The 18,028-nt window shown below is 50.3% G+C and carries 18 protein-coding genes; 10 read left to right on the plus strand and 8 right to left on the minus strand.

What is annotated here, in order from left to right; translation table 11 throughout:
• Positions 1-63: 63 nt before the first annotated feature.
• Together kbl and tdh are read left to right on the plus strand one after the other, a co-directional pair.
• Positions 64-1,260 carry a glycine C-acetyltransferase gene (gene kbl / locus DXU84_RS20625; protein WP_013577611.1) on the plus strand — a complete coding sequence of 399 codons (1,197 nt, stop codon included), beginning with the start codon at positions 64-66 and terminating at the stop codon, positions 1,258-1,260.
• A gap of 9 nt (positions 1,261-1,269) precedes the next feature.
• On the plus strand, positions 1,270-2,292 hold the full coding sequence (gene tdh, locus DXU84_RS20630; RefSeq protein ID WP_013577610.1) for an L-threonine 3-dehydrogenase: 1,023 nt from the start codon (positions 1,270-1,272) through the stop codon (positions 2,290-2,292).
• Positions 2,293-2,359: 67 nt separating this feature from the next.
• Here the strand turns inward: tdh and DXU84_RS20635 are convergent, their stop codons facing one another.
• The 5 genes from DXU84_RS20635 to gpmM form a co-directional block, all read right to left on the minus strand.
• The gene (locus DXU84_RS20635) at positions 2,360-3,289 is read right to left on the minus strand and encodes a hypothetical protein (protein ID WP_013577609.1); all 930 of its coding nucleotides are present in this window, start codon (positions 3,287-3,289) and stop codon (positions 2,360-2,362) included.
• A gap of 2 nt (positions 3,290-3,291) precedes the next feature.
• Positions 3,292-4,515: a glycosyltransferase gene (locus tag DXU84_RS20640; protein WP_013577608.1), complete on the minus strand. Its 1,224-nt coding sequence runs from the start codon at positions 4,513-4,515 to the stop codon at positions 3,292-3,294.
• A gap of 181 nt (positions 4,516-4,696) precedes the next feature.
• Positions 4,697-5,626 carry a divergent polysaccharide deacetylase family protein gene (locus DXU84_RS20645; RefSeq protein WP_153376600.1) on the minus strand — a complete coding sequence of 310 codons (930 nt, stop codon included), beginning with the start codon at positions 5,624-5,626 and terminating at the stop codon, positions 4,697-4,699.
• Positions 5,627-5,628: 2 nt separating this feature from the next.
• On the minus strand, positions 5,629-6,921 hold the full coding sequence (gene envC, locus DXU84_RS20650; RefSeq protein ID WP_153376601.1) for a murein hydrolase activator EnvC: 1,293 nt from the start codon (positions 6,919-6,921) through the stop codon (positions 5,629-5,631).
• Between the two features lie 145 nt (positions 6,922-7,066).
• Complete coding sequence (gpmM, locus tag DXU84_RS20655; protein WP_037035330.1) at positions 7,067-8,611, minus strand: 2,3-bisphosphoglycerate-independent phosphoglycerate mutase; 1,545 nt, start codon at positions 8,609-8,611, stop codon at positions 7,067-7,069.
• Between the two features lie 304 nt (positions 8,612-8,915).
• On the opposite strand from gpmM, the gene DXU84_RS20660 reads away from it, so the two are divergent.
• The 5 genes from DXU84_RS20660 (at position 8,916) to cysE (ending at position 12,115) form a co-directional block, all read left to right on the plus strand.
• Positions 8,916-9,347 carry a rhodanese-like domain-containing protein gene (locus tag DXU84_RS20660; RefSeq protein WP_013577604.1) on the plus strand — a complete coding sequence of 144 codons (432 nt, stop codon included), beginning with the start codon at positions 8,916-8,918 and terminating at the stop codon, positions 9,345-9,347.
• A gap of 53 nt (positions 9,348-9,400) precedes the next feature.
• The gene (grxC, locus tag DXU84_RS20665; RefSeq protein ID WP_013577603.1) at positions 9,401-9,652 is read left to right on the plus strand and encodes a glutaredoxin 3; all 252 of its coding nucleotides are present in this window, start codon (positions 9,401-9,403) and stop codon (positions 9,650-9,652) included.
• A gap of 64 nt (positions 9,653-9,716) precedes the next feature.
• Positions 9,717-10,187 carry a protein-export chaperone SecB gene (gene secB / locus DXU84_RS20670; RefSeq protein ID WP_013577602.1) on the plus strand — a complete coding sequence of 157 codons (471 nt, stop codon included), beginning with the start codon at positions 9,717-9,719 and terminating at the stop codon, positions 10,185-10,187.
• Positions 10,187-11,206, plus strand: a complete 1,020-nt coding sequence (gene gpsA / locus DXU84_RS20675; protein WP_013577601.1) for an NAD(P)H-dependent glycerol-3-phosphate dehydrogenase — start codon at positions 10,187-10,189, stop codon at positions 11,204-11,206. Before secB ends, gpsA begins: the two co-directional genes overlap by 1 nt.
• A gap of 87 nt (positions 11,207-11,293) precedes the next feature.
• The gene (cysE, locus tag DXU84_RS20680; protein ID WP_153376602.1) at positions 11,294-12,115 is read left to right on the plus strand and encodes a serine O-acetyltransferase; all 822 of its coding nucleotides are present in this window, start codon (positions 11,294-11,296) and stop codon (positions 12,113-12,115) included.
• 52 nt (positions 12,116-12,167) lie between these two features.
• Here cysE and trmL read toward each other — a convergent pair whose 3' ends face one another.
• From trmL to cpxR, 3 genes are read right to left on the minus strand one after another with little or no spacing between them, the layout of a single operon-like run.
• Positions 12,168-12,641, minus strand: coding sequence for a tRNA (uridine(34)/cytosine(34)/5-carboxymethylaminomethyluridine(34)-2'-O)-methyltransferase TrmL (gene trmL, locus DXU84_RS20685; RefSeq protein WP_013577599.1), 474 nt, complete (start codon positions 12,639-12,641; stop codon positions 12,168-12,170).
• Between the two features lie 37 nt (positions 12,642-12,678).
• Positions 12,679-14,049, minus strand: a complete 1,371-nt coding sequence (cpxA, locus tag DXU84_RS20690) for an envelope stress sensor histidine kinase CpxA (protein ID WP_037035328.1) — start codon at positions 14,047-14,049, stop codon at positions 12,679-12,681.
• The gene (gene cpxR, locus DXU84_RS20695; RefSeq protein WP_013577597.1) at positions 14,046-14,747 is read right to left on the minus strand and encodes an envelope stress response regulator transcription factor CpxR; all 702 of its coding nucleotides are present in this window, start codon (positions 14,745-14,747) and stop codon (positions 14,046-14,048) included. Before cpxR ends, cpxA begins: the two co-directional genes overlap by 4 nt.
• A gap of 152 nt (positions 14,748-14,899) precedes the next feature.
• Here cpxR and cpxP point away from each other — a divergent pair, with 152 nt between their 5' ends.
• The 3 genes from cpxP to DXU84_RS20710 all read left to right on the plus strand — a co-directional run bounded on the left by cpxP (position 14,900) and on the right by DXU84_RS20710 (position 17,917).
• Complete coding sequence (gene cpxP, locus DXU84_RS20700; protein ID WP_013577596.1) at positions 14,900-15,409, plus strand: cell-envelope stress modulator CpxP; 510 nt, start codon at positions 14,900-14,902, stop codon at positions 15,407-15,409.
• Between the two features lie 347 nt (positions 15,410-15,756).
• On the plus strand, positions 15,757-16,743 hold the full coding sequence (pfkA, locus tag DXU84_RS20705; protein ID WP_013577595.1) for a 6-phosphofructokinase: 987 nt from the start codon (positions 15,757-15,759) through the stop codon (positions 16,741-16,743).
• A gap of 184 nt (positions 16,744-16,927) precedes the next feature.
• Positions 16,928-17,917: a sulfate ABC transporter substrate-binding protein gene (locus DXU84_RS20710; protein WP_013577594.1), complete on the plus strand. Its 990-nt coding sequence runs from the start codon at positions 16,928-16,930 to the stop codon at positions 17,915-17,917.
• Positions 17,918-18,028: the final 111 nt, after the last annotated feature.

Here is an 18,028-nt window from a genome sequence, read left to right on the forward strand (position 1 = left end):
TCGTTATTTTATATGCAGATTAGTAAGGTATTCCGTGAATGAGTCATTTCAGGAGAATACTGTATGTCTGTTTCGTTTTATCGCCAGCTGGAAGATCAGCTGGAGCAGGCCCGGGTTGAAGGGCTGTTTAAAGAAGAACGCATTCTCACCACGCCCCAGCAGGCTGAAGTCTCCGTCGCTGGCGGCCGTCCGGTCATCAATTTTTGCGCCAACAACTACCTTGGCCTGGCGAATCATCCCGAACTGATCCGTGCTGCAAAAGCCGGTCTCGACAGCCACGGTTTCGGCATGGCTTCGGTCCGCTTTATCTGCGGCACACAAGATACGCACAAAGAACTTGAACATCGTCTGGCTGACTTTCTCGGTATGGACGATGCGATCCTCTATTCCTCCTGCTTTGATGCCAACGGTGGGTTATTTGAAACACTGCTGGGTGAAGAAGACGCCATCATTTCGGATGCGCTGAATCATGCCTCAATAATCGATGGTGTTCGCTTATGCAAAGCGAAACGTTATCGGTATGCCAACAACGATATGTCTGAACTGGAAACCCGTTTGCAGCAGGCAAAAGATGAGGGTGCCCGTCATATTCTGGTGGCAACTGACGGCGTATTTTCAATGGATGGCGTGATAGCCAACCTGAAGGGCGTGTGCGACCTGGCCGAACGGTTCGACGCGCTGGTGATGGTCGATGATTCCCATGCGGTAGGTTTTGTCGGTGCCGAAGGGCGGGGAACGCACGAATATTGCGATGTGATGGGGCGCGTGGACATCATCACTGGCACGCTTGGCAAAGCGCTGGGCGGGGCTTCCGGCGGTTATACCGCTGCGCGTCAGGAAGTGATCGACTGGTTGCGTCAGCGTTCGCGGCCCTATCTCTTCTCTAATTCCCTGGCACCGTCGATTGTTTCTGCCTCCCTGAAAGTGCTTTCCATGCTCGAAGAAGGCAGCGAACTGCGTGAGCGTTTGCTCAGCAATTCAAAATTGTTCCGCGAGAAAATGACCGCCGCGGGTTTCACGCTGGCGGGGGCTGATCACGCCATTATCCCGGTGATGCTTGGCGAGGCTCGTCTGGCTCAGGAGTTTGCGTCGCTTTTGCAGCAGGAAGGGATTTACGTCACCGGCTTCTTTTACCCGGTGGTGCCTCAGGGGCAGGCGCGCATCCGTACTCAAATGTCAGCAGCGCACAGCACGGAACAAATCGAAAAGGCCGTTGAAGCCTTCACCCGTATTGGCAAAAAACTTGGCGTGATCGCCTGAGGAATGTCGATGAAAGCTTTAGCAAAACTCAAACGTGAAGAAGGCATCTGGATGACGGATGTGGCCGTGCCGGAATTAGGGCACAACGATTTGCTGATCAAAATCCGTAAAACCGCCATCTGCGGAACCGATGTGCACATCTACAACTGGGACGAATGGTCACAAAAAACCATTCCCGTACCAATGGTGGTCGGACACGAATATGTCGGCGAAGTGGTGGGCATCGGGCAGGAAGTTAAAGGTTTCAGTATCGGTGACCGGGTGTCGGGCGAGGGGCATATTACCTGCGGACACTGCCGTAATTGCCGGGGAGGACGTACGCATTTGTGCCGCAACGCACAGGGCGTGGGGGTAAACCGTCCGGGCGCTTTTGCTGAGTATCTGGTATTACCTGCTTTTAATGCGTTTAAAATCCCAGACAATATTTCTGATGATCTGGCTGCCATTTTTGATCCCTTTGGTAATGCTGTGCATACCGCATTGTCGTTTGATCTGGTCGGCGAGGATGTTCTGATCAGCGGTGCCGGGCCGATTGGCATCATGGCGGCAGCCATCTGCAAACATGTTGGTGCCCGCCATGTGGTGATCACGGATATGAACGAATACCGTCTGGAACTCGCGCGCAAAATGGGTGTGACGCGGGCGGTGAATGTCAGCCAGCAAAGCTTGCAGAATGTGATGGATGAGCTGGGCATGACGGAAGGGTTTGACGTCGGGCTGGAAATGTCAGGTGCACCTGCGGCATTTCGCAGCATGCTTAACGCCATGAATCATGGCGGCCGGATTGCGATGCTGGGCATTCCATCGACCGAGATGGCAATCGACTGGAATCAGGTGATTTTCAAAGGACTGTTTATTAAAGGGATTTACGGAAGGGAAATGTTCGAAACCTGGTACAAAATGGCCGCCCTGATCCAGTCAGGATTAGATCTTACACCTCTGATTACGCACCATTTTCCGATTGATGAATTCCAGAAAGGGTTTGATGCGATGCGCTCCGGGCATTCCGGCAAAGTGATACTTAACTGGTAATCTGGCGCTCTGAAAATGCAAAAGCCCGCTGAAAATAGCGGGCTTTTGCTGATAGCGGGCGCAGTCTTTACGCCGCAGGACCGGCCATTTGTTTCTCGTCATCCGTCAGATAACGCACTTTACGGGTGTAATCCTGACCTTTGAATAACAGTTCATTATCCGGTGAAGCCAGATACTTTTGCCATTCTGTCAGCGGGAAGCCGCCATGAGCGCCGATCACTTCTTTAGGGATAACCGACGGTGTGCCGCCAATTTTTTTCGATACCGGCCAGTTCATCCAGTCGCCCAGATTGACGCTTTTGATGTCCAGCGTATCCAGCATGGCCGCCAGAGGCAGTTGATCTGTCGGGGGCTGGTTGTCTGGCAGAATGTTCCATGTATCGATGAAAAACATAATCCACAGCGGGCACAAACGCTCCCAGGTTTTACGCGTGGCGGCTAAGAAAGCGCCGTTCACGTGATCGACAATATAAGGACGCACGCTGTTTTTGTAATACGCCGGGATGATCTCAGGATCACAACCGTCCAGTTTGGCAATCATCTTGCCCTGACGGAAACTTGAATAAATATGATTTTCATGTAACTGAATTTCCGGCATTTTAAGCAAATTAAGATCGGAATCGATCATCAAAATACCGTCAGTTCTGGCCTGCAAAGGCGCCATCAGTTTGATCAGGCGGCTGAGATAAATTTGTTTATAACGATAATCACCGGATTTGGTTTCAGGGTGAAGCGTGACGATCCGGACTTTCTCCGGTAACGGGCGAAACTGGCTGGCAGCCTGATCGGTAACAATCACGATTTCCTGTAATGCGGTCGCAAATTTATCGGCAAACTCTGCACACAGACAAGCTTCTTCAATATAGTCAGCCCCCGCGGAAGGGATCACCACAGACGTCACGCTGTTCTTTGGTTTTCCTGCCATGACGGTCCCGTCATACGGCAAATTATGGCGTGAAAGAATGTGACGATATTTTGGATTTAGAAATTTGAACATATTCAGCCTTGTTTCTTTTTCACACTGCTTAAAACGGTTTCAACGCCTGAGACATATTTTTCAATTGCAAATTTTTCGCGAACAGTCAGATTTGCCTGCTCTGCAATTTCATTTCTCAGATGGGCATTGAGATACAGTGTTTTCATATGATTAAAGAGCATATCAATATCGCCATACTCAAATAACATGCCGGTTTCTGCATTTTTAATCAGTTCGGCTGTACCGGTGACATTCGAACCAATCACCGGCGTTTTCAGCAGCATGGATTCCAACACGACCCGCGGAAGCCCTTCACTTTTTGAGCCTAATATAAAGGCATCAAACGCGGACAGATATTCCAGCGCATTGCTCTGGAAGCCTGTAAATACCACTTTATCCATCATATTCAGAGCCGAAGTTTGCTGAATGAGACGGCGTAAATTCGGGCCTTCACCCACAAACACCATTTTCCATTTGGCTTCCGGAAATGCGCGATTAAATTTGTCTAGTGCCAGTAATGTGAAGTGATGAGCTTTGCGGTTAATCAGAGAACCTATACTGCCAAAGATGAACGTGTCGTTGTCGGCTGCTAATTCTTCCCGGATTTTTGTGCCTTCGGGCAATGGCTGATGGATATCAATGCCATTAAAAACGGTAAAACATAACTCTTTGCGTACACCACGTTTGAGCAGTTGTTCCTGAACGCCTTGAGAAACAGAGATAATGCTGTGGCAGAACCGGTTAACGATGCGCACAACCTCCCGGTTGAGCACCGGTTCAATGCGACAATGCTGTACGATTTCTGTGGGTAAACCGGCAGTAGAATAATAGCCTTCGACGTTAGAGCTGGGCTGATTATTCATATAGAGAATGTCAAACTGACCGAGTTCAAGCAGGGAGTGAATTTTGCGGATATTGGGATTAATACGCCAGATTTTGTCGATAGAGTAAATGGCTTTCTGACGCAAATTACTGCTAAAGAAAAACAGCGTTCTTAATACTTCTTTAGCTATTTTCGCCCAGGCAGGTTGCTTAACCTGCGGAATAAAAAATACCGGTACATTCAGTGAGTTTAAAATCTGACTGATAGTTTCGCCGTTGTCCCGGGCGTAATCGTTGTAAAAGCAGCAGCTGATTTCATATTTTTCACGATCGATTCTTTTCAGCAGTTCTAACATGCTGTTAGTCCCGCCTCCCCATTCCTTGCCACTATCCAGTAGCAGAATTTTAGATCGATCTTGTCCCATCGGTTAGCGCCCTTGCTCAGTCCGGTCAAAAAAATATACAGCGCCCATTATATGAGGCAAAACCCAGAAGCTCTACTTTTTAGTTTGGCTATGAAATCAATTGATATCAATAAGTTATTTGGTGATGCCAAATATATGCGTACCACCAATATAATCAGGAAACCGCCAATGTGTGCGATTTCTACTTTTTAGTAAAAGTTGTTATCACAGAATACTGCCGTTCAACAAATGCCGCAGCGGGTGAAGATTTCAGGCTTTCCCCCAGAATTTTAAACATGCTGTCGGCATAAATCTGCGGGAGAGGTTGCCTGAGGCGGCAGATGCTGATGCCTTTACGTGATGATTTTACGGGCGTAATCGTGACCTTACCGGCGGGTGTGCTGCGCTGGGGTTCGTTCAGCAGATCACTTGGCCTGACCAGAACGATATCGGAAGGTAGATTCGGCAACATTTGCTGCAGTACTTTCACTGTCGTCGGATGCGGGTGTCCTATCGCGATGGCATATCCATTCTTGCGTGCGAGCTGAATTGCGCGTTCAAACTGACGGCGGATTTCCGCTTCATTCTGCACATCATCTAAAAAGACATTGCGCTTAATGACTTTCACCCGGGTGCCCTGAGCCGCTTTGACTGACTGGGTGTTACCAATGGTCATGCTGTCGAGGAAAAACAGGTTGTGGGCATTCATTGCCTGCATGACATTTTCCATCCCGGTCAGGCTGGAGGTCATAGCACTACCCATATGGTTATTGATGCCAATCGCGTAAGGGATATTGCTGATCGCCTGATCGACAATACGTTTCACTTCTGCGGCGCTCATGGAGGGGGTCAGCGTGTCTTTTTCCAGCGGTTGCTTACTAAGTGGCGCCATCGGCAGATGGATCAGAATTTCACGCCCCTGCTGGTGAGCCTTGTTCATCATCATCTGTGAATCGGGTGCGTTGGGGAAAATCGCGACGGATACCGCTTTTGGCATCTGAAGTACCTGGTTTTCCTCATGCTGGCGATAACCAAAGTCATCGATCAGGATGGATAATTTCGCTGCCTGAACCTGACAAGCAAAAAACGCAGTACCACAAAGGGCAGCTAAAACGGACTTGTTATATCGCAATGCTATCTTCCCAACCACGGCTGTGGATTAACGGCCTGGCCCTGACGACGAATTTCAAAATACAGCGATGGCTGGCCTTGTCCGCCGCTGTTCCCAACTTTAGCAATGGCCTGGCCCGTTCTGACCTGGTCGCCTACGCTGACCAGTGCATCCTGGTTGTAACCGTACAGGCTCATATCGCCTTTGCCATGATCGATAACCACAACCAAACCGTATCCCTGTAACCAGTCCGCCAGAATGACGCGTCCGTCAGCAATCGCCCGGACATCACTGCCTTCTCTTGCTGAGATCACAATCCCTTTCCAGCGTAGTTCACCCTGCAGCTGTTCGCCGAAGCGATGTATCAACGAACCATTAACAGGCCACATATTTTGACCTGATGGTCTGCCCAGACCGCCGGTACGGGCCATCAGAGATTGCTCGCTTTGGGTCGGTTTGTAGGTGGAACCGGATTTCTTCGCCTGCTGTTCTTTCGCTCTGACTGCCGCAGCTTCACGCGCTTCTTTTTCTGCGCGTGCTTTGGCAGCACGTTCGGCAGCGGCAATTTTGTTTTGCAGGCTGGATTCGTTAGCGCGCAGTTCGGTCAGGCTCTGCTCATCTTTTTGCAATGAAGACTCCAGTGCCGTGAGCGTTTGCTTACGGGCGGCACGAGCCTGTTCGAGTTTCTGCTGCTGGGTTTGTTGTTCACTCAGCAGGCTTTTTTGCTGGGTTTGTTTCGATTGCAAAGAAACACGCTGTTCAGCCCGCGTGGCTCGGGTCTGTTTCAGATCCTCAATGGTTTTCTGTCGCGCTTCATTCAGATAACCAAAATAAGCCAGGATCCTCTCGCTGCGTGCGCTCTCTTCGCTGCTCAGCAGTAATTGCAGGCCTTTATGCTGCCCGATCCGGAATGCGGCATCGAGCTGCTTTGCCAGAATAGCTTCCTGCGTCTTTTGCTGTTTTTGCAATTTATCAATGGACGCATTCAGCCCGGAAATGTCTTTTCCCAACGTGGCGAGGGTTGACTGAGTGCTGCGTAACTGACTGCTGGCTGAGGCGATGGTTTTTTCCTGCGCCTGCAATTGCTGCAATAACGTGCCGCGTTGCTGTTTCTGCTGTTTTACGCTTTTCTCTTTTTCCGCGATGTTTTGCTGAATGGTTTTGAGCTGATCTTTATTGTCGTCAGCATGCACACTCACAGAAAGAGACAGCAGGGAAACGCAAAGTAGTAAGGCTGGAGATGGGAAGGCAGATACGGCCTTGTCCTGAGCGGAAAGGCGGGTTCTCATCAGGCTGAAATGATTGAATTTGCTCAAACTTTTTTCCGCTTGTCGACCGTGGATGATAGACAATATGGCTGTCCCTTTTCGTATCGTAACACTAATCAACCCGCTGATGCACAAACAAAAAAGGCGTACCAACGGGTGTCAGTACGCCTTTTTTGACGGTTTTTAACAGAAATTAACGCGCGATAAACAGCGGCTTGCCGCTCATTTCCGGCGGAATTTCCATGCCCATCAGTGAAAGCATAGTTGGCGCGATATCAGATAATTTACCGCCTTCAACCGCTTGTGCATTTCCGCCGATATAAATCAGCGGAACCGGCAGGCTGGTGTGTGCAGTGTGTGCCTGACCGGTCGCCGGGTCACGCATTTGTTCTGCATTACCGTGGTCGGCGGTAATCAGCAACTGACCACCCACGGCTTTCACTGCGTCCACAACCTGAGCAACACATTTATCGAGTGCTTCAACGGCACTCACTGCTGCGTCGTAAACGCCGGTATGACCGACCATGTCGCCATTCGGATAGTTACAAATGATGGTATCGTACTTACCACTGCTGATTGCGCCGAGCAGCTTTTCCGTCAGTTCAGCAGAGCTCATTTCCGGTTGCAGGTCATAAGTCGCCACGTTTGGTGATTTCACCAGAATACGGTCTTCGCCTTCAAACGAATCTTCCATGCCCCCGTTAAAGAAGAAGGTGACATGGGCATACTTCTCGGTTTCAGAGATACGCAACTGCGTTTTGCCGTGCGCCATCAGCCATTCACCCAGCGTGTTTTTCAGTGATGCCGGTGGATAGGCGCAGGCTGCGTTGATGTCTGCAGCATATTCGGTCAGCATGATGAAATCGCCGAAGTTGATGACTTTTTCGCGGGCAAAACCATCGAAGTCCGGACTGATAAAGGCGCGGGTGATTTCGCGGGCCCGGTCTGCGCGGAAGTTCATGAAGATCAATGCATCGCCGTCATTGATGGCTGCGGATTCTTCGCCTGCTGCCTGCAATACGGTTGGCTTCACGAATTCATCATTTTCATCACGGGCATAAGCGGCCTGCAGGCCAGCCAGTGCATTATCGGCAGTAAATGCGCCTTTTGCCTGTGACATCAAATCATAGGCCAGTTGCACGCGATCCCAGCGGTTATCGCGATCCATGGCGTAATAACGGCCCACGATTGACGCAATACGACCCGTACCGATTTGTGCGAATTTCTCTGAGAAGCGTTTCAGCGCCGCTTCAGCGCTGCGTGGTGGTGTATCGCGACCATCCAGGAAGGCATGCAGATAAATGGCTTTCGCGCCACGGCGTTGCGCCAGTTCGACCATCGCCATGATGTGGTCTTCGTGGCTATGAACGCCGCCCGCAGACAACAGTCCCATAATGTGAACCGCTTTGCCTGCGGCGATTGCGCGATCAACAGCGCCAGTCAGTACGCTATTATTAAAGAAGTCGCCTTCTTTAATTTCTTTGTCCAGACGGGTGAGATCCTGATACACGATGCGGCCGGCACCTAAATTGACATGGCCTACTTCGGAGTTTCCCATCTGACCATCAGGCAGACCGACGTCCAGCCCGGATGCGGCGATAAGGGTATGCGGGTGAGTGGCCCACAGATTATCCATGACGGGGGTTTTGGCATTCAGAATTGCGTTATCTTGTTGTTCTTCACGATGCCCGTAGCCATCCAGAATCACCAGAACCATCGGTTTTTTGTTGCTCGACATGTCAATTGACCTCAGTTTAAAAGATGAAATGCTCAATAGGCTCGCCAGTTGCAACGGCATGAACAGGCGCGGCTAAATGCACTCAGGCGGGCTGATTTTACCCCAGCGCCGTGTGTGAATAGCCCGAGGAGATCAAAGATGAGGCGGGGTGAGGGTTAACTTTCGGCATAAAGCCGTGTTAATTTTCCAGGATGTGCCGCAGATTGTGGCATTCACCCGCGCTTACTGGCTGTATTTGCTCCGACGCGCAGGTATACTCTGAAGCCTTGAATTTTCCCCCAACTGACGGGAGTTGCTACACCCCATGCAAGATATTATGCCATTCATCAGTGCGCATCCGGTTCTCAGCCTGGCGTGGGTTGCGTTACTGATTGCAGTAATTGTGACCACCTTTAAAACACGTTTTTCTAAAGTGAAAGAGATCACCCGTGGCGAAGCAACCCGCCTGATTAACAAAGAAGATGCCATCGTTGTCGATGTTCGCGCGCGTGAAGAATTCCGCAAAGGCCACATCGCTGAATCACAGAATGTGTTGTCTGCTGACATCAAGAACAACAACCTGGGTGAGCTGACCAAACATAAAGCACAGCCTGTTATCGTGGTTTGTGCCACAGGACAAACTTCCCGCACTGCGGCTGAAGGCCTTATTGCTGCTGGTTTTGAGCGTGTGTTTACACTCAAAGAAGGTATCAGCGGCTGGAGCAGTGAAAACCTGCCTTTAGTGCGCGGTAAATAAGACATTAAGCCAACTGCTACGGCACTCAATTTTACGACTCTGAGGTGGAACCCATGGCAAAAATTGAAATCTACACCAAGGCAACCTGCCCTTATTGCCATCGTGCGAAAGCTCTGCTTAATAGCAAAGGAGCTTCATTCGATGAAATCGCTATCGACGGCGATGCAGATAAACGTGAAAAAATGATCGCCCGCAGCGGTCGTTCAACCGTTCCTCAGATCTTTATCGACGGGCAGCATGTCGGCGGTTGTGATGATTTACATGCACTTGATGCACGCGGTGGCCTTGACCCAATGCTGGGTTAATAAAGGCGGCGGCTGTTTTTCATTAAGTGTTTAAAAGGACTATTAACCCGAGGGTACTACTCACATGTCAGAACAAAATAACACCGAGATGGCTTTCCAGATCCAACGTATCTACACCAAAGACATCTCTTTTGAAGCGCCAAATGCGCCTCAGGTTTTCCAGCAAGACTGGCAGCCAGAAGTTAAACTGGATCTTGATACCGCTTCCAGCCAGCTGGCTGAAGGCGTATATGAAGTCGTCTTGCGTGTGACGGTAACTTCTTCACTGGGCGACGAAACTGCGTTCCTGTGCGAAGTTCAGCAGGGTGGTATCTTCACTATCTCCGGTATTGATGGCAACCAGATGGCGCACTGCCTGGGTGCATATTGCCCGAACATTCTGTTCCCGTATGCCCGTGAGTGCATCACCAGCCTGGTTTCCCGCGGTACCTTCCCGCAACTGAACCTTGCACCTGTTAACTTTGACGCTCTGTTCATGAACTATCTGCAACAGCAAGCTGAAGGCGAAGGTGCTGAACCGCATCAGGATGCCTGATGAAAACCGTCAATGCGTCAATGACAGTGATCGGTGCCGGCTCGTACGGCACCGCTTTAGCGATTACTCTTGCCAGAAATGGCCATCCCGTTGTGCTGTGGGGACATAATCCCGACCACATCAACGCATTACAACGTGCCCGTTGTAATCAGGAATTCCTTCCTGATGTTCCGTTCCCCGATAATCTGTTGCTCGAAACCAATCTGTCTGTCGCGTTAGCGGCCAGCCGTAATGTGCTGGTTGTGGTACCCAGCCATGTATTTGGTGACGTTTTGCGTCAGCTGAAACCCCATTTGCGCCCTGATGCGCGTGTGGTATGGGCGACGAAAGGGCTGGAAGCAGAAACCGGCCGTCTGTTGCAGGATGTCGCACGCGAAGAACTCGGTGATGCCATTCCGTTAGCGGTGGTTTCCGGGCCGACATTCGCCAAAGAACTGGCGGCAGGTATGCCAACGGCAATCTCACTGGCCGCCACTGATGCCAGTTTTGCCGAAGATCTGCAGCAATTGCTGCACTGTGGCAAAAGCTTCCGTGTTTACAGCAATCCCGATTTTATCGGGGTTCAGTTGGGCGGTGCGATCAAAAACGTTATCGCGATTGGTGCCGGAATGTCCGATGGTATCGGCTTTGGGGCTAATGCAAGAACCGCGCTGATTACCCGTGGTCTGGCTGAAATGACCCGCCTGGGTTCCGCTTTAGGCGCTGATCCGGCCACATTTATGGGCATGGCAGGCTTGGGTGATTTGGTGTTAACCTGCACAGATAACCAGTCCCGTAACCGTCGCTTTGGCATTATGCTGGGGCAAGGCAAGGATGTTCAGACTGCTCAGGACACCATCGGTCAGGTTGTTGAAGGCTATCGCAATACGAAAGAAGTACGGGCTCTGGCGCAGCGTAATAACGTTGAAATGCCAATCACTGAACAGATTTACCAGGTCTTGTACTGCGGTAAAGATGCGCGTGAAGCGGCGATCAGTTTGCTTGCCCGTGCGAGCAAGGATGAAAAACACAGCCACTGAAAGGCATCTGCAGAATAGCCACCTTGTTGGTATTCCCGACAGGGCGGCTTTTTATTACCCGAACTTGCAAAGTCGTAAGGAAAAGTGATGTCGCTAGAAGAATTAGAACTGGTCTGGAATAACATTAAATCAGAGGCGAGAGCGCTGGCTGATTGTGAACCGATGCTGGCCAGTTTTTTCCATGCGACGTTGCTAAAACATGAAACGCTGGGCGGCGCGTTGAGCTACATTCTGGCCAACAAGTTGGGCAATCCGATTATGCCTGCGATGGCGATCCGTGAAGTTGTCGAAGAAGCCTATCGCAACGACGAACAAATGATCCTCTCTGCTGCCCGTGACATTCTGGCTGTGCATCAGCGTGATGCGGCAGTCGACAAATATTCCACCCCGTTACTCTATCTGAAAGGATTCCACGCGCTGCAGGCATACCGTATCGGTAACTGGCTGTGGAAGCAGGATCGTAAAGCGCTGGCGATTTATTTCCAAAATCAGATTTCAGTGTCATTCGGCGTAGATATTCACCCGGCGGCGCGTATTGGCTGCGGCATCATGTTTGACCACGCCACCGGGATTGTCATCGGTGAAACGGCCGTGGTTGAGAATGACGTATCGATTCTGCAATCTGTGACGCTTGGTGGTACAGGAAAAACCTGCGGTGACCGCCACCCTAAAATCCGTGAAGGCGTCATGATTGGTGCCGGTGCGAAAATCCTCGGCAATATTGAAGTGGGTGCTGGTGCGAAAATCGGTGCGGGCTCAGTCGTGTTGCAATCAGTTCCTCCGCACACCACGGCTGCAGGCGTTCCGGCGCGAATTGTCGGGCGTCCGGAAAGCGAGCGTCCTTCCATGGATATGGATCAGCATTTCAACGGTATTGCGCAGGGTTTTGAATTCGGCGACGGTATCTGACGGGTTTTCAGATGGCATGAATCTGCATGCCATCTTCTTCACTTCCATTCCGCTATTCTTTCAGCAATGCGCCCGGATATCCCAGTTGACGCCAGGCTTCATAAACCACCACAGAAACAGCATTCGACAAGTTCATGCTGCGACTTTCTGCGCGCATAGGAATGCGAATTTTCTGCTGTGCGGGCAGATTATCCAGAATAGACGCCGGTAAGCCGCGAGTTTCAGGGCCAAACAGCAGGAAATCATTATCCTGATAGCTCACGGCGCTGTGCGCTGGCGTGCCTTTGGTCGTCAGGGCAAAAAGACGTTGTGGATTTTCGCTGCTGAGGAAAGCGTCATAATTAGCGTGATGCTTTATATGGGCGAATTCATGGTAATCGAGCCCGGCACGGCGCAGACGTTTATCGTCCCAGCCAAAGCCCAAAGGTTCGATGAGGTGAAGCTGACATCCGGTGTTGGCACACAGGCGGATAATGTTGCCGGTGTTGGGCGGGATTTCTGGTTCAAATAAAACAATGTTAAGCATGCGTCCCCCTGATAGAGGGACGCAGAATAGCAGAATCTTAACGCTGGTGCAGCGGCAGCCAGATAATCAAACGAAGGCCGCCCAGCGGGCTGTCTTCGGCTTTTACCTTGCCTCTGTGCTGCTGAACCGCGGTATCCACGATCGCCAGCCCAAGGCCGGTGCCGCCGGATTCCCGATCACGCGCTTCATCAGTGCGGTAGAACGGACGGAAAATCTGTTCACGATCTTCTTCACTCACACCAGGGCCATCGTCATCAACGGTGATAGTGATCCCTTCACTGTCGTGGGCGAAGTTCAGGACAATGTGATGATGCGAATAACGCAGGGCGTTACGGACGATGTTTTCCAGCGCACTGTCGAGAGCCGCAGCATTACCGATCAGTTTCCACGGGCCAGGTGGCGACGTGACCTCAAGGGTTTTACCCATCTGTTCGGCTTCAAACTGTGCATCATCAATCACACCCGCCCACAATTCACTGGCCTTCAGGGTTTCGCGCGATAATTCATTTTTATGCTGGCTGCGTGATAACACCAGCAGGTCATTGATCATGCCATCAAGGCGCTGAGCCTCATTTTCGATACGTTGCAGCTCTTTACCCTCACCATGACGACGTCTCATCAACGCGGTGGCCAGTTGCAGGCGCGTCAGTGGGGTACGTAGCTCGTGTGAGATATCCGAAATCAGCCGTTGCTGTGCTGTTACCATTCGTTCGAGTGCGCTGACCATCTGGTTGAAACTGGCACCTGTCGCAAGGAATTCCTGCGGTCCGGCTTCGAGTTCCGGATGCTGCTTGAGATTGCCGCGTGCAACGTCGTCTGCGGCGTTTTTCAGCTTACGTGCAGGTTTTGCCAGGCTCCACGCCAGCCAGAGCAACAGCGGGGCGCTGATCAGCATGGTGACGATTAGCAGCAATAGCGGACGGTCGAACATCAGGTTGATAAAATCAGACTGAGAACTGCTGGCGGGGCGCATCAGGTAAAGCTGGTAGTTGTCTTCGCCATCACGAACGGAGAAAGGCCCCACCATTTCGACGCGACCATATTTTTTCTTCTTTGGACGATCTGAGTTATCCGACTGGCCGATAAAGTTACGTACGATCTGCATTTCATTGCGCTGAGCGCCAATAACGCGCCCTTCGCTGGTCACCAGCAACAAGCGTTGACCCGGCGGTGCCCATTTGTCGATGGCACGGAACAACCGGCGCCACCACATCAGGTCATTGGCAGGATCGGTCGCCAGTTCAGCTTCAACGTGTTGTTCAATCATCAGGCCTTGCCGCTGCTCGTTATCAAGCAACGGCGTAATCTGGCGTGAATCGAGTTTCGGCACCATTAATACCAGCATCAGCACTAAGGCTAATGTGAACCAGAAAATGGCAAAAATACGTGCCGTAAGACTGTTTATCATGAAGCAGAAACCATCAGATAACCGCGTCCACGCAGGGTTTTAAACCATGGATGTCCGTCCTGACGATCGGGTAATTTACGGCGTAAATTCGAGATGTGCATATCAATAGCACGGTCAAACGGCGTCAGACGTTTACCCAGCACTTCCTGACTCAGATGTTCGCGGGAAACGACCTGTCCGAGATGTTTTGCCAGTAAGTACAACAGGGTGAATTCAGTGCCGGTTAAATCCAGCGCTTCACCGTTAAAGCTGGCTTCCTGACGGCCGGGGTTCAGTTGTAAGCCATCGACTTCAAGCGTCGGTGAACCGTTGTTCTCATTGGTTTGCTGCTGTTCGCTCCAGTTAGAACGCCGCAACATGGCCCGGATACGTGCCACGAGCTCACGGTCGTTAAACGGTTTTGGCAGATAGTCATCGGCACCCAGTTCGAGGCCGAGGACACGGTCTAATTCACTGCCACGCGCAGTTAACATAATCACTGGCGTCTGATGGCGCTGGCGTAATTCTTTAAGGGTTTCAATGCCGTTTTTCTTCGGCATCATCACGTCAAGTAACAGAAGATCGATGGTATTATCGATTTTCTCTAATGCCTGCTCACCGTCGTAAGCCACTACAACATTAAAGCCTTCCATTTCGAGCAATTCTTTCAAAAGTGAAGTCAGTTCACGGTCGTCATCAACTAACAAAATTTTATTCATTGTATTTACCTCTAGACGCAAAATACGTCATCAATTGCCGCTATTCCATGACTTTACGTACTTTTACAAGCACTGACGCTTGTTTGCAGCAGCAGGTTTAGACTGCTTTTCAATGATTCGCGATGAAGCGATAAAGACTTTAGGGGTATGTGATGTTTAAGGCAGCTTCATTCGGTTTGGCCACGCTTCTGACGCTGAGTTCAGGTGTCGTTTTAGCAGATGGTGCGAAACCAGTGTCGGCGATGCCAGCAGAACATGATAGCACGATGTTGGATAAGCCTCAGGAACGCAACACCATGTTTGATGGTGTAAATCTTACTGAGCAACAGCGCCAGCAAATGCGTGACCTGATGCACCAGGCTCGTAAAGATCTACCCCATGTAAATGTAGAACAGATAGAAACGATGCACAGGCTGGTTACCGCCGAAAAGTTTGATCAGGCCGCCGTGCGAGCACAAGCTGAATTAATGGCTCAGGAGCAGGTGGATCGTCAGGTCGAAATGGCCCGCATCCGCAACCAGATGTTTAATCTGCTGACCCCTGAGCAAAAAGATGTATTGAACCAGAAACATGAGCAGCGCATGAAACAGATGCAAATGCAGTTATCTGGATTACAGCCCTCTTCTGCCCAGAAGACGAGTAGTACCAGCACGACCGAGTAAGATCCCTGTTTTTCCTTGCCATAGACACCATCCCTGTCTTCCCCCATCGAAAGGTGGGGTTTTTTTTGTCCTCAATTTGGGTTGGATTTGCAGAACAGGAAATTAACAAGGTGGAAATGTGATCGTAACGAACTGGAAATATCTTGTAAAAGCCGTATGAATCAGTAAATTGCGATGTACCGAGCGGTGTATGCGTATTCTTGCTGACTTGAATCAATTCAGCACCGGTGTTTTGTTATACTATAGGCTCAAACGCTAATAAGCCCTTTTGGCTGCATAAAAAAAATTCGCCCAACAGGCTGGCTCAAGATTCTTAAGAAATTGCATCTACAAGTTCAGAGGTAGTCATGATCAAAAAAATTGGTGTACTGACAAGTGGTGGCGATGCCCCAGGCATGAATGCTGCGATCCGTGGCGTTGTCCGCGCCGCTTTATCTGCAGATTTGGAAGTCTACGGTATTGAAGATGGCTACCTCGGCATGTATGAAAACCGCATGCGCAAACTGGATCGCTACAGCGTCTCCGATATGATCAACCGTGGCGGTACTTTCCTGGGTTCAGCACGTTTCCCGGAATTCCGTGATCCAGAAATGCGTAAAGTTGCGCTGCAGAATATGAAAGACCGTGGTATCGATGGCCTTGTGGTTATCGGCGGTGACGGTTCATATGCCGGTGCAGACCTGCTGACCAAAGAAGGTGGCATCCGTTGCATCGGCCTGCCAGGCACAATCGATAACGACGTTGCGGGCACTGACTACACTATCGGTTTCTTCACGGCGCTGGGTACAGTGGTTGAAGCCATTGACCGTTTACGTGATACCTCCTCTTCACACCAGCGTATCTCTATTGTTGAGGTGATGGGCCGTTATTGCGGTGATTTGACCTTAGCAGCAGCGATTGCCGGGGGTTGCGAATTTATCGCTATCCCTGAAGTTGAATTCAAACGTGATGATCTGGTTGCTGAAATCAAAGCCGGTATCGCGAAAGGCAAAAAACATGCCATCGTTGCCATCACCGAGAAGTTAGATGACATTGAAGAACTGGCTAAATACATCGAGAAAGAAACCTGTCGTGAAACGCGTGGCACGGTATTAGGTCATATTCAGCGTGGCGGCGCACCTGTCGCTTATGACCGTATTCTGGCTTCCCGCATGGGTGCGTATGCTGTTGACCTGTTGCTGGAAGAAGATCGTGACTATTCTCAGGGCGGTTTCTGCGTGGGTGTTGAAAACGAGAAAATGGTTCACGAACTCATCTCAATTTGTATCGCGCCAGAGAACAAGAAAAGCAAATTTAAAGAAGACTGGTACGACACGGCGAAAAAACTTTTCTGATTCAGCTTATTGCGTGTTTAAAAGAACCTCCTTTGCGGGAGGTTTTTTTTCGCCACTCTTTTTGTTTATTCCATAAAGTAATAGAAAAAAACCTTTTATTCTTTATGTGTTTCGTTTTTATCTGGCACGCTCTCTTTAACGAACAAATAAATGAAATCCATAGAAACTATTTCGGGAGAGTACGATGCGTAAATGGGCTGCAGGTTTGGGATTGCTGTTGGTGGCAACCGGAGCAATTGCCAAAGATATTCAGATTCTGAACGTGTCATACGATCCAACCCGCGAATTCTATGAACAATATAACAAGGCATTCAGTAAATACTGGCAGGGCAAAACCGGTGATACCGTCACCGTACGCCAGTCGCATGGTGGCTCAGGCAAACAGGCTACGTCAGTAATTAATGGCATTGAAGCGGATGTGGTAACACTGGCGCTGGCTTATGACGTTGATGCTATTGCAGAACGCGGCCGTATCGATAAAAACTGGATCACCCGCCTGCCGGACAACTCTGCGCCTTACACGTCCACCATTGTGTTCCTGGTGCGCAAAGGCAACCCGAAACAAATTCATGACTGGAATGATTTGATCAAACCGGGTGTATCGGTGATTACGCCGAACCCTAAAACGTCTGGCGGCGCACGCTGGAACTATCTGGCAGCCTGGGGTTACGCGTTGCATCACAACAACAATGACAAAGCGAAGGCTCAGGATTTCGTGAAAGCATTGTATAAAAACGTCGAAGTGCTGGACTCCGGTGCACGTGGCGCGACCAATACTTTCGTTGAACGTGGTATCGGTGATGTGCTGATTGCCTGGGAAAACGAGGCATTGCTGGCAACAAAAGAAGTCGGCAAAGATAAGTTCGAAATCGTCACGCCAAGCGAATCGATCCTGGCGGAGCCAACGGTTTCTGTGGTTGATAAAGTCGTGGATAAGCGTGATACCCGTACAGTGGCGGATGCTTACCTGAAATACCTGTACTCGCCGGAAGGCCAGACTATCGCGGCAGAAAATTATTACCGTCCGCGTGATCCGGAAGTTGAGAAGAAATTCGCGGCTGAATTCCCGAAACTGAAACTGTTCACCATTGATCAGGTTGCAGGTACCTGGGCTCAGGCGCAGAAAGACCATTTTGCGACAGACGGAATTTTCGACCAAATCTCCAGGCGTTAATCGCCATGTTACAGACAATAAAAAACCCCGGCATGCCTAATGCCGATCGTTTAAGGATCAGTTGACCGATCCGGTGGCTCGTGTAAAAAGGGTTCATGCTCATCATGGACC

The organism is Rahnella sp. RcJ3 (genome assembly GCF_009498575.1).
Taxonomy (GTDB): domain Bacteria; phylum Pseudomonadota; class Gammaproteobacteria; order Enterobacterales; family Enterobacteriaceae; genus Rahnella; species Rahnella aceris.

What these genes read in the sequence shown, in the direction of transcription:
- gpmM (WP_037035330.1), bottom strand. Translation starts at nt 8,611, where the DNA reads ATGTCGAGCAACAAAAAACCGATGGTTCTGGTGATTCTGGATGGCTAC.
- kbl (WP_013577611.1), top strand. Translation starts at nt 64, where the DNA reads ATGTCTGTTTCGTTTTATCGCCAGCTGGAAGATCAGCTGGAGCAGGCC.
- trmL (WP_013577599.1), bottom strand. Translation starts at nt 12,641, where the DNA reads ATGCTTAACATTGTTTTATTTGAACCAGAAATCCCGCCCAACACCGGC.
- grxC (WP_013577603.1), top strand. Translation starts at nt 9,401, where the DNA reads ATGGCAAAAATTGAAATCTACACCAAGGCAACCTGCCCTTATTGCCAT.
- pfkA (WP_013577595.1), top strand. Translation starts at nt 15,757, where the DNA reads ATGATCAAAAAAATTGGTGTACTGACAAGTGGTGGCGATGCCCCAGGC.
- gpsA (WP_013577601.1), top strand. Translation starts at nt 10,187, where the DNA reads ATGAAAACCGTCAATGCGTCAATGACAGTGATCGGTGCCGGCTCGTAC.
- DXU84_RS20640 (WP_013577608.1), bottom strand. Translation starts at nt 4,515, where the DNA reads ATGGGACAAGATCGATCTAAAATTCTGCTACTGGATAGTGGCAAGGAA.
- cpxP (WP_013577596.1), top strand. Translation starts at nt 14,900, where the DNA reads ATGTTTAAGGCAGCTTCATTCGGTTTGGCCACGCTTCTGACGCTGAGT.
- secB (WP_013577602.1), top strand. Translation starts at nt 9,717, where the DNA reads ATGTCAGAACAAAATAACACCGAGATGGCTTTCCAGATCCAACGTATC.
- tdh (WP_013577610.1), top strand. Translation starts at nt 1,270, where the DNA reads ATGAAAGCTTTAGCAAAACTCAAACGTGAAGAAGGCATCTGGATGACG.
- cpxR (WP_013577597.1), bottom strand. Translation starts at nt 14,747, where the DNA reads ATGAATAAAATTTTGTTAGTTGATGACGACCGTGAACTGACTTCACTT.
- DXU84_RS20710 (WP_013577594.1), top strand. Translation starts at nt 16,928, where the DNA reads ATGCGTAAATGGGCTGCAGGTTTGGGATTGCTGTTGGTGGCAACCGGA.
- cysE (WP_153376602.1), top strand. Translation starts at nt 11,294, where the DNA reads ATGTCGCTAGAAGAATTAGAACTGGTCTGGAATAACATTAAATCAGAG.
- cpxA (WP_037035328.1), bottom strand. Translation starts at nt 14,049, where the DNA reads ATGATAAACAGTCTTACGGCACGTATTTTTGCCATTTTCTGGTTCACA.
- DXU84_RS20660 (WP_013577604.1), top strand. Translation starts at nt 8,916, where the DNA reads ATGCAAGATATTATGCCATTCATCAGTGCGCATCCGGTTCTCAGCCTG.
- DXU84_RS20635 (WP_013577609.1), bottom strand. Translation starts at nt 3,289, where the DNA reads ATGTTCAAATTTCTAAATCCAAAATATCGTCACATTCTTTCACGCCAT.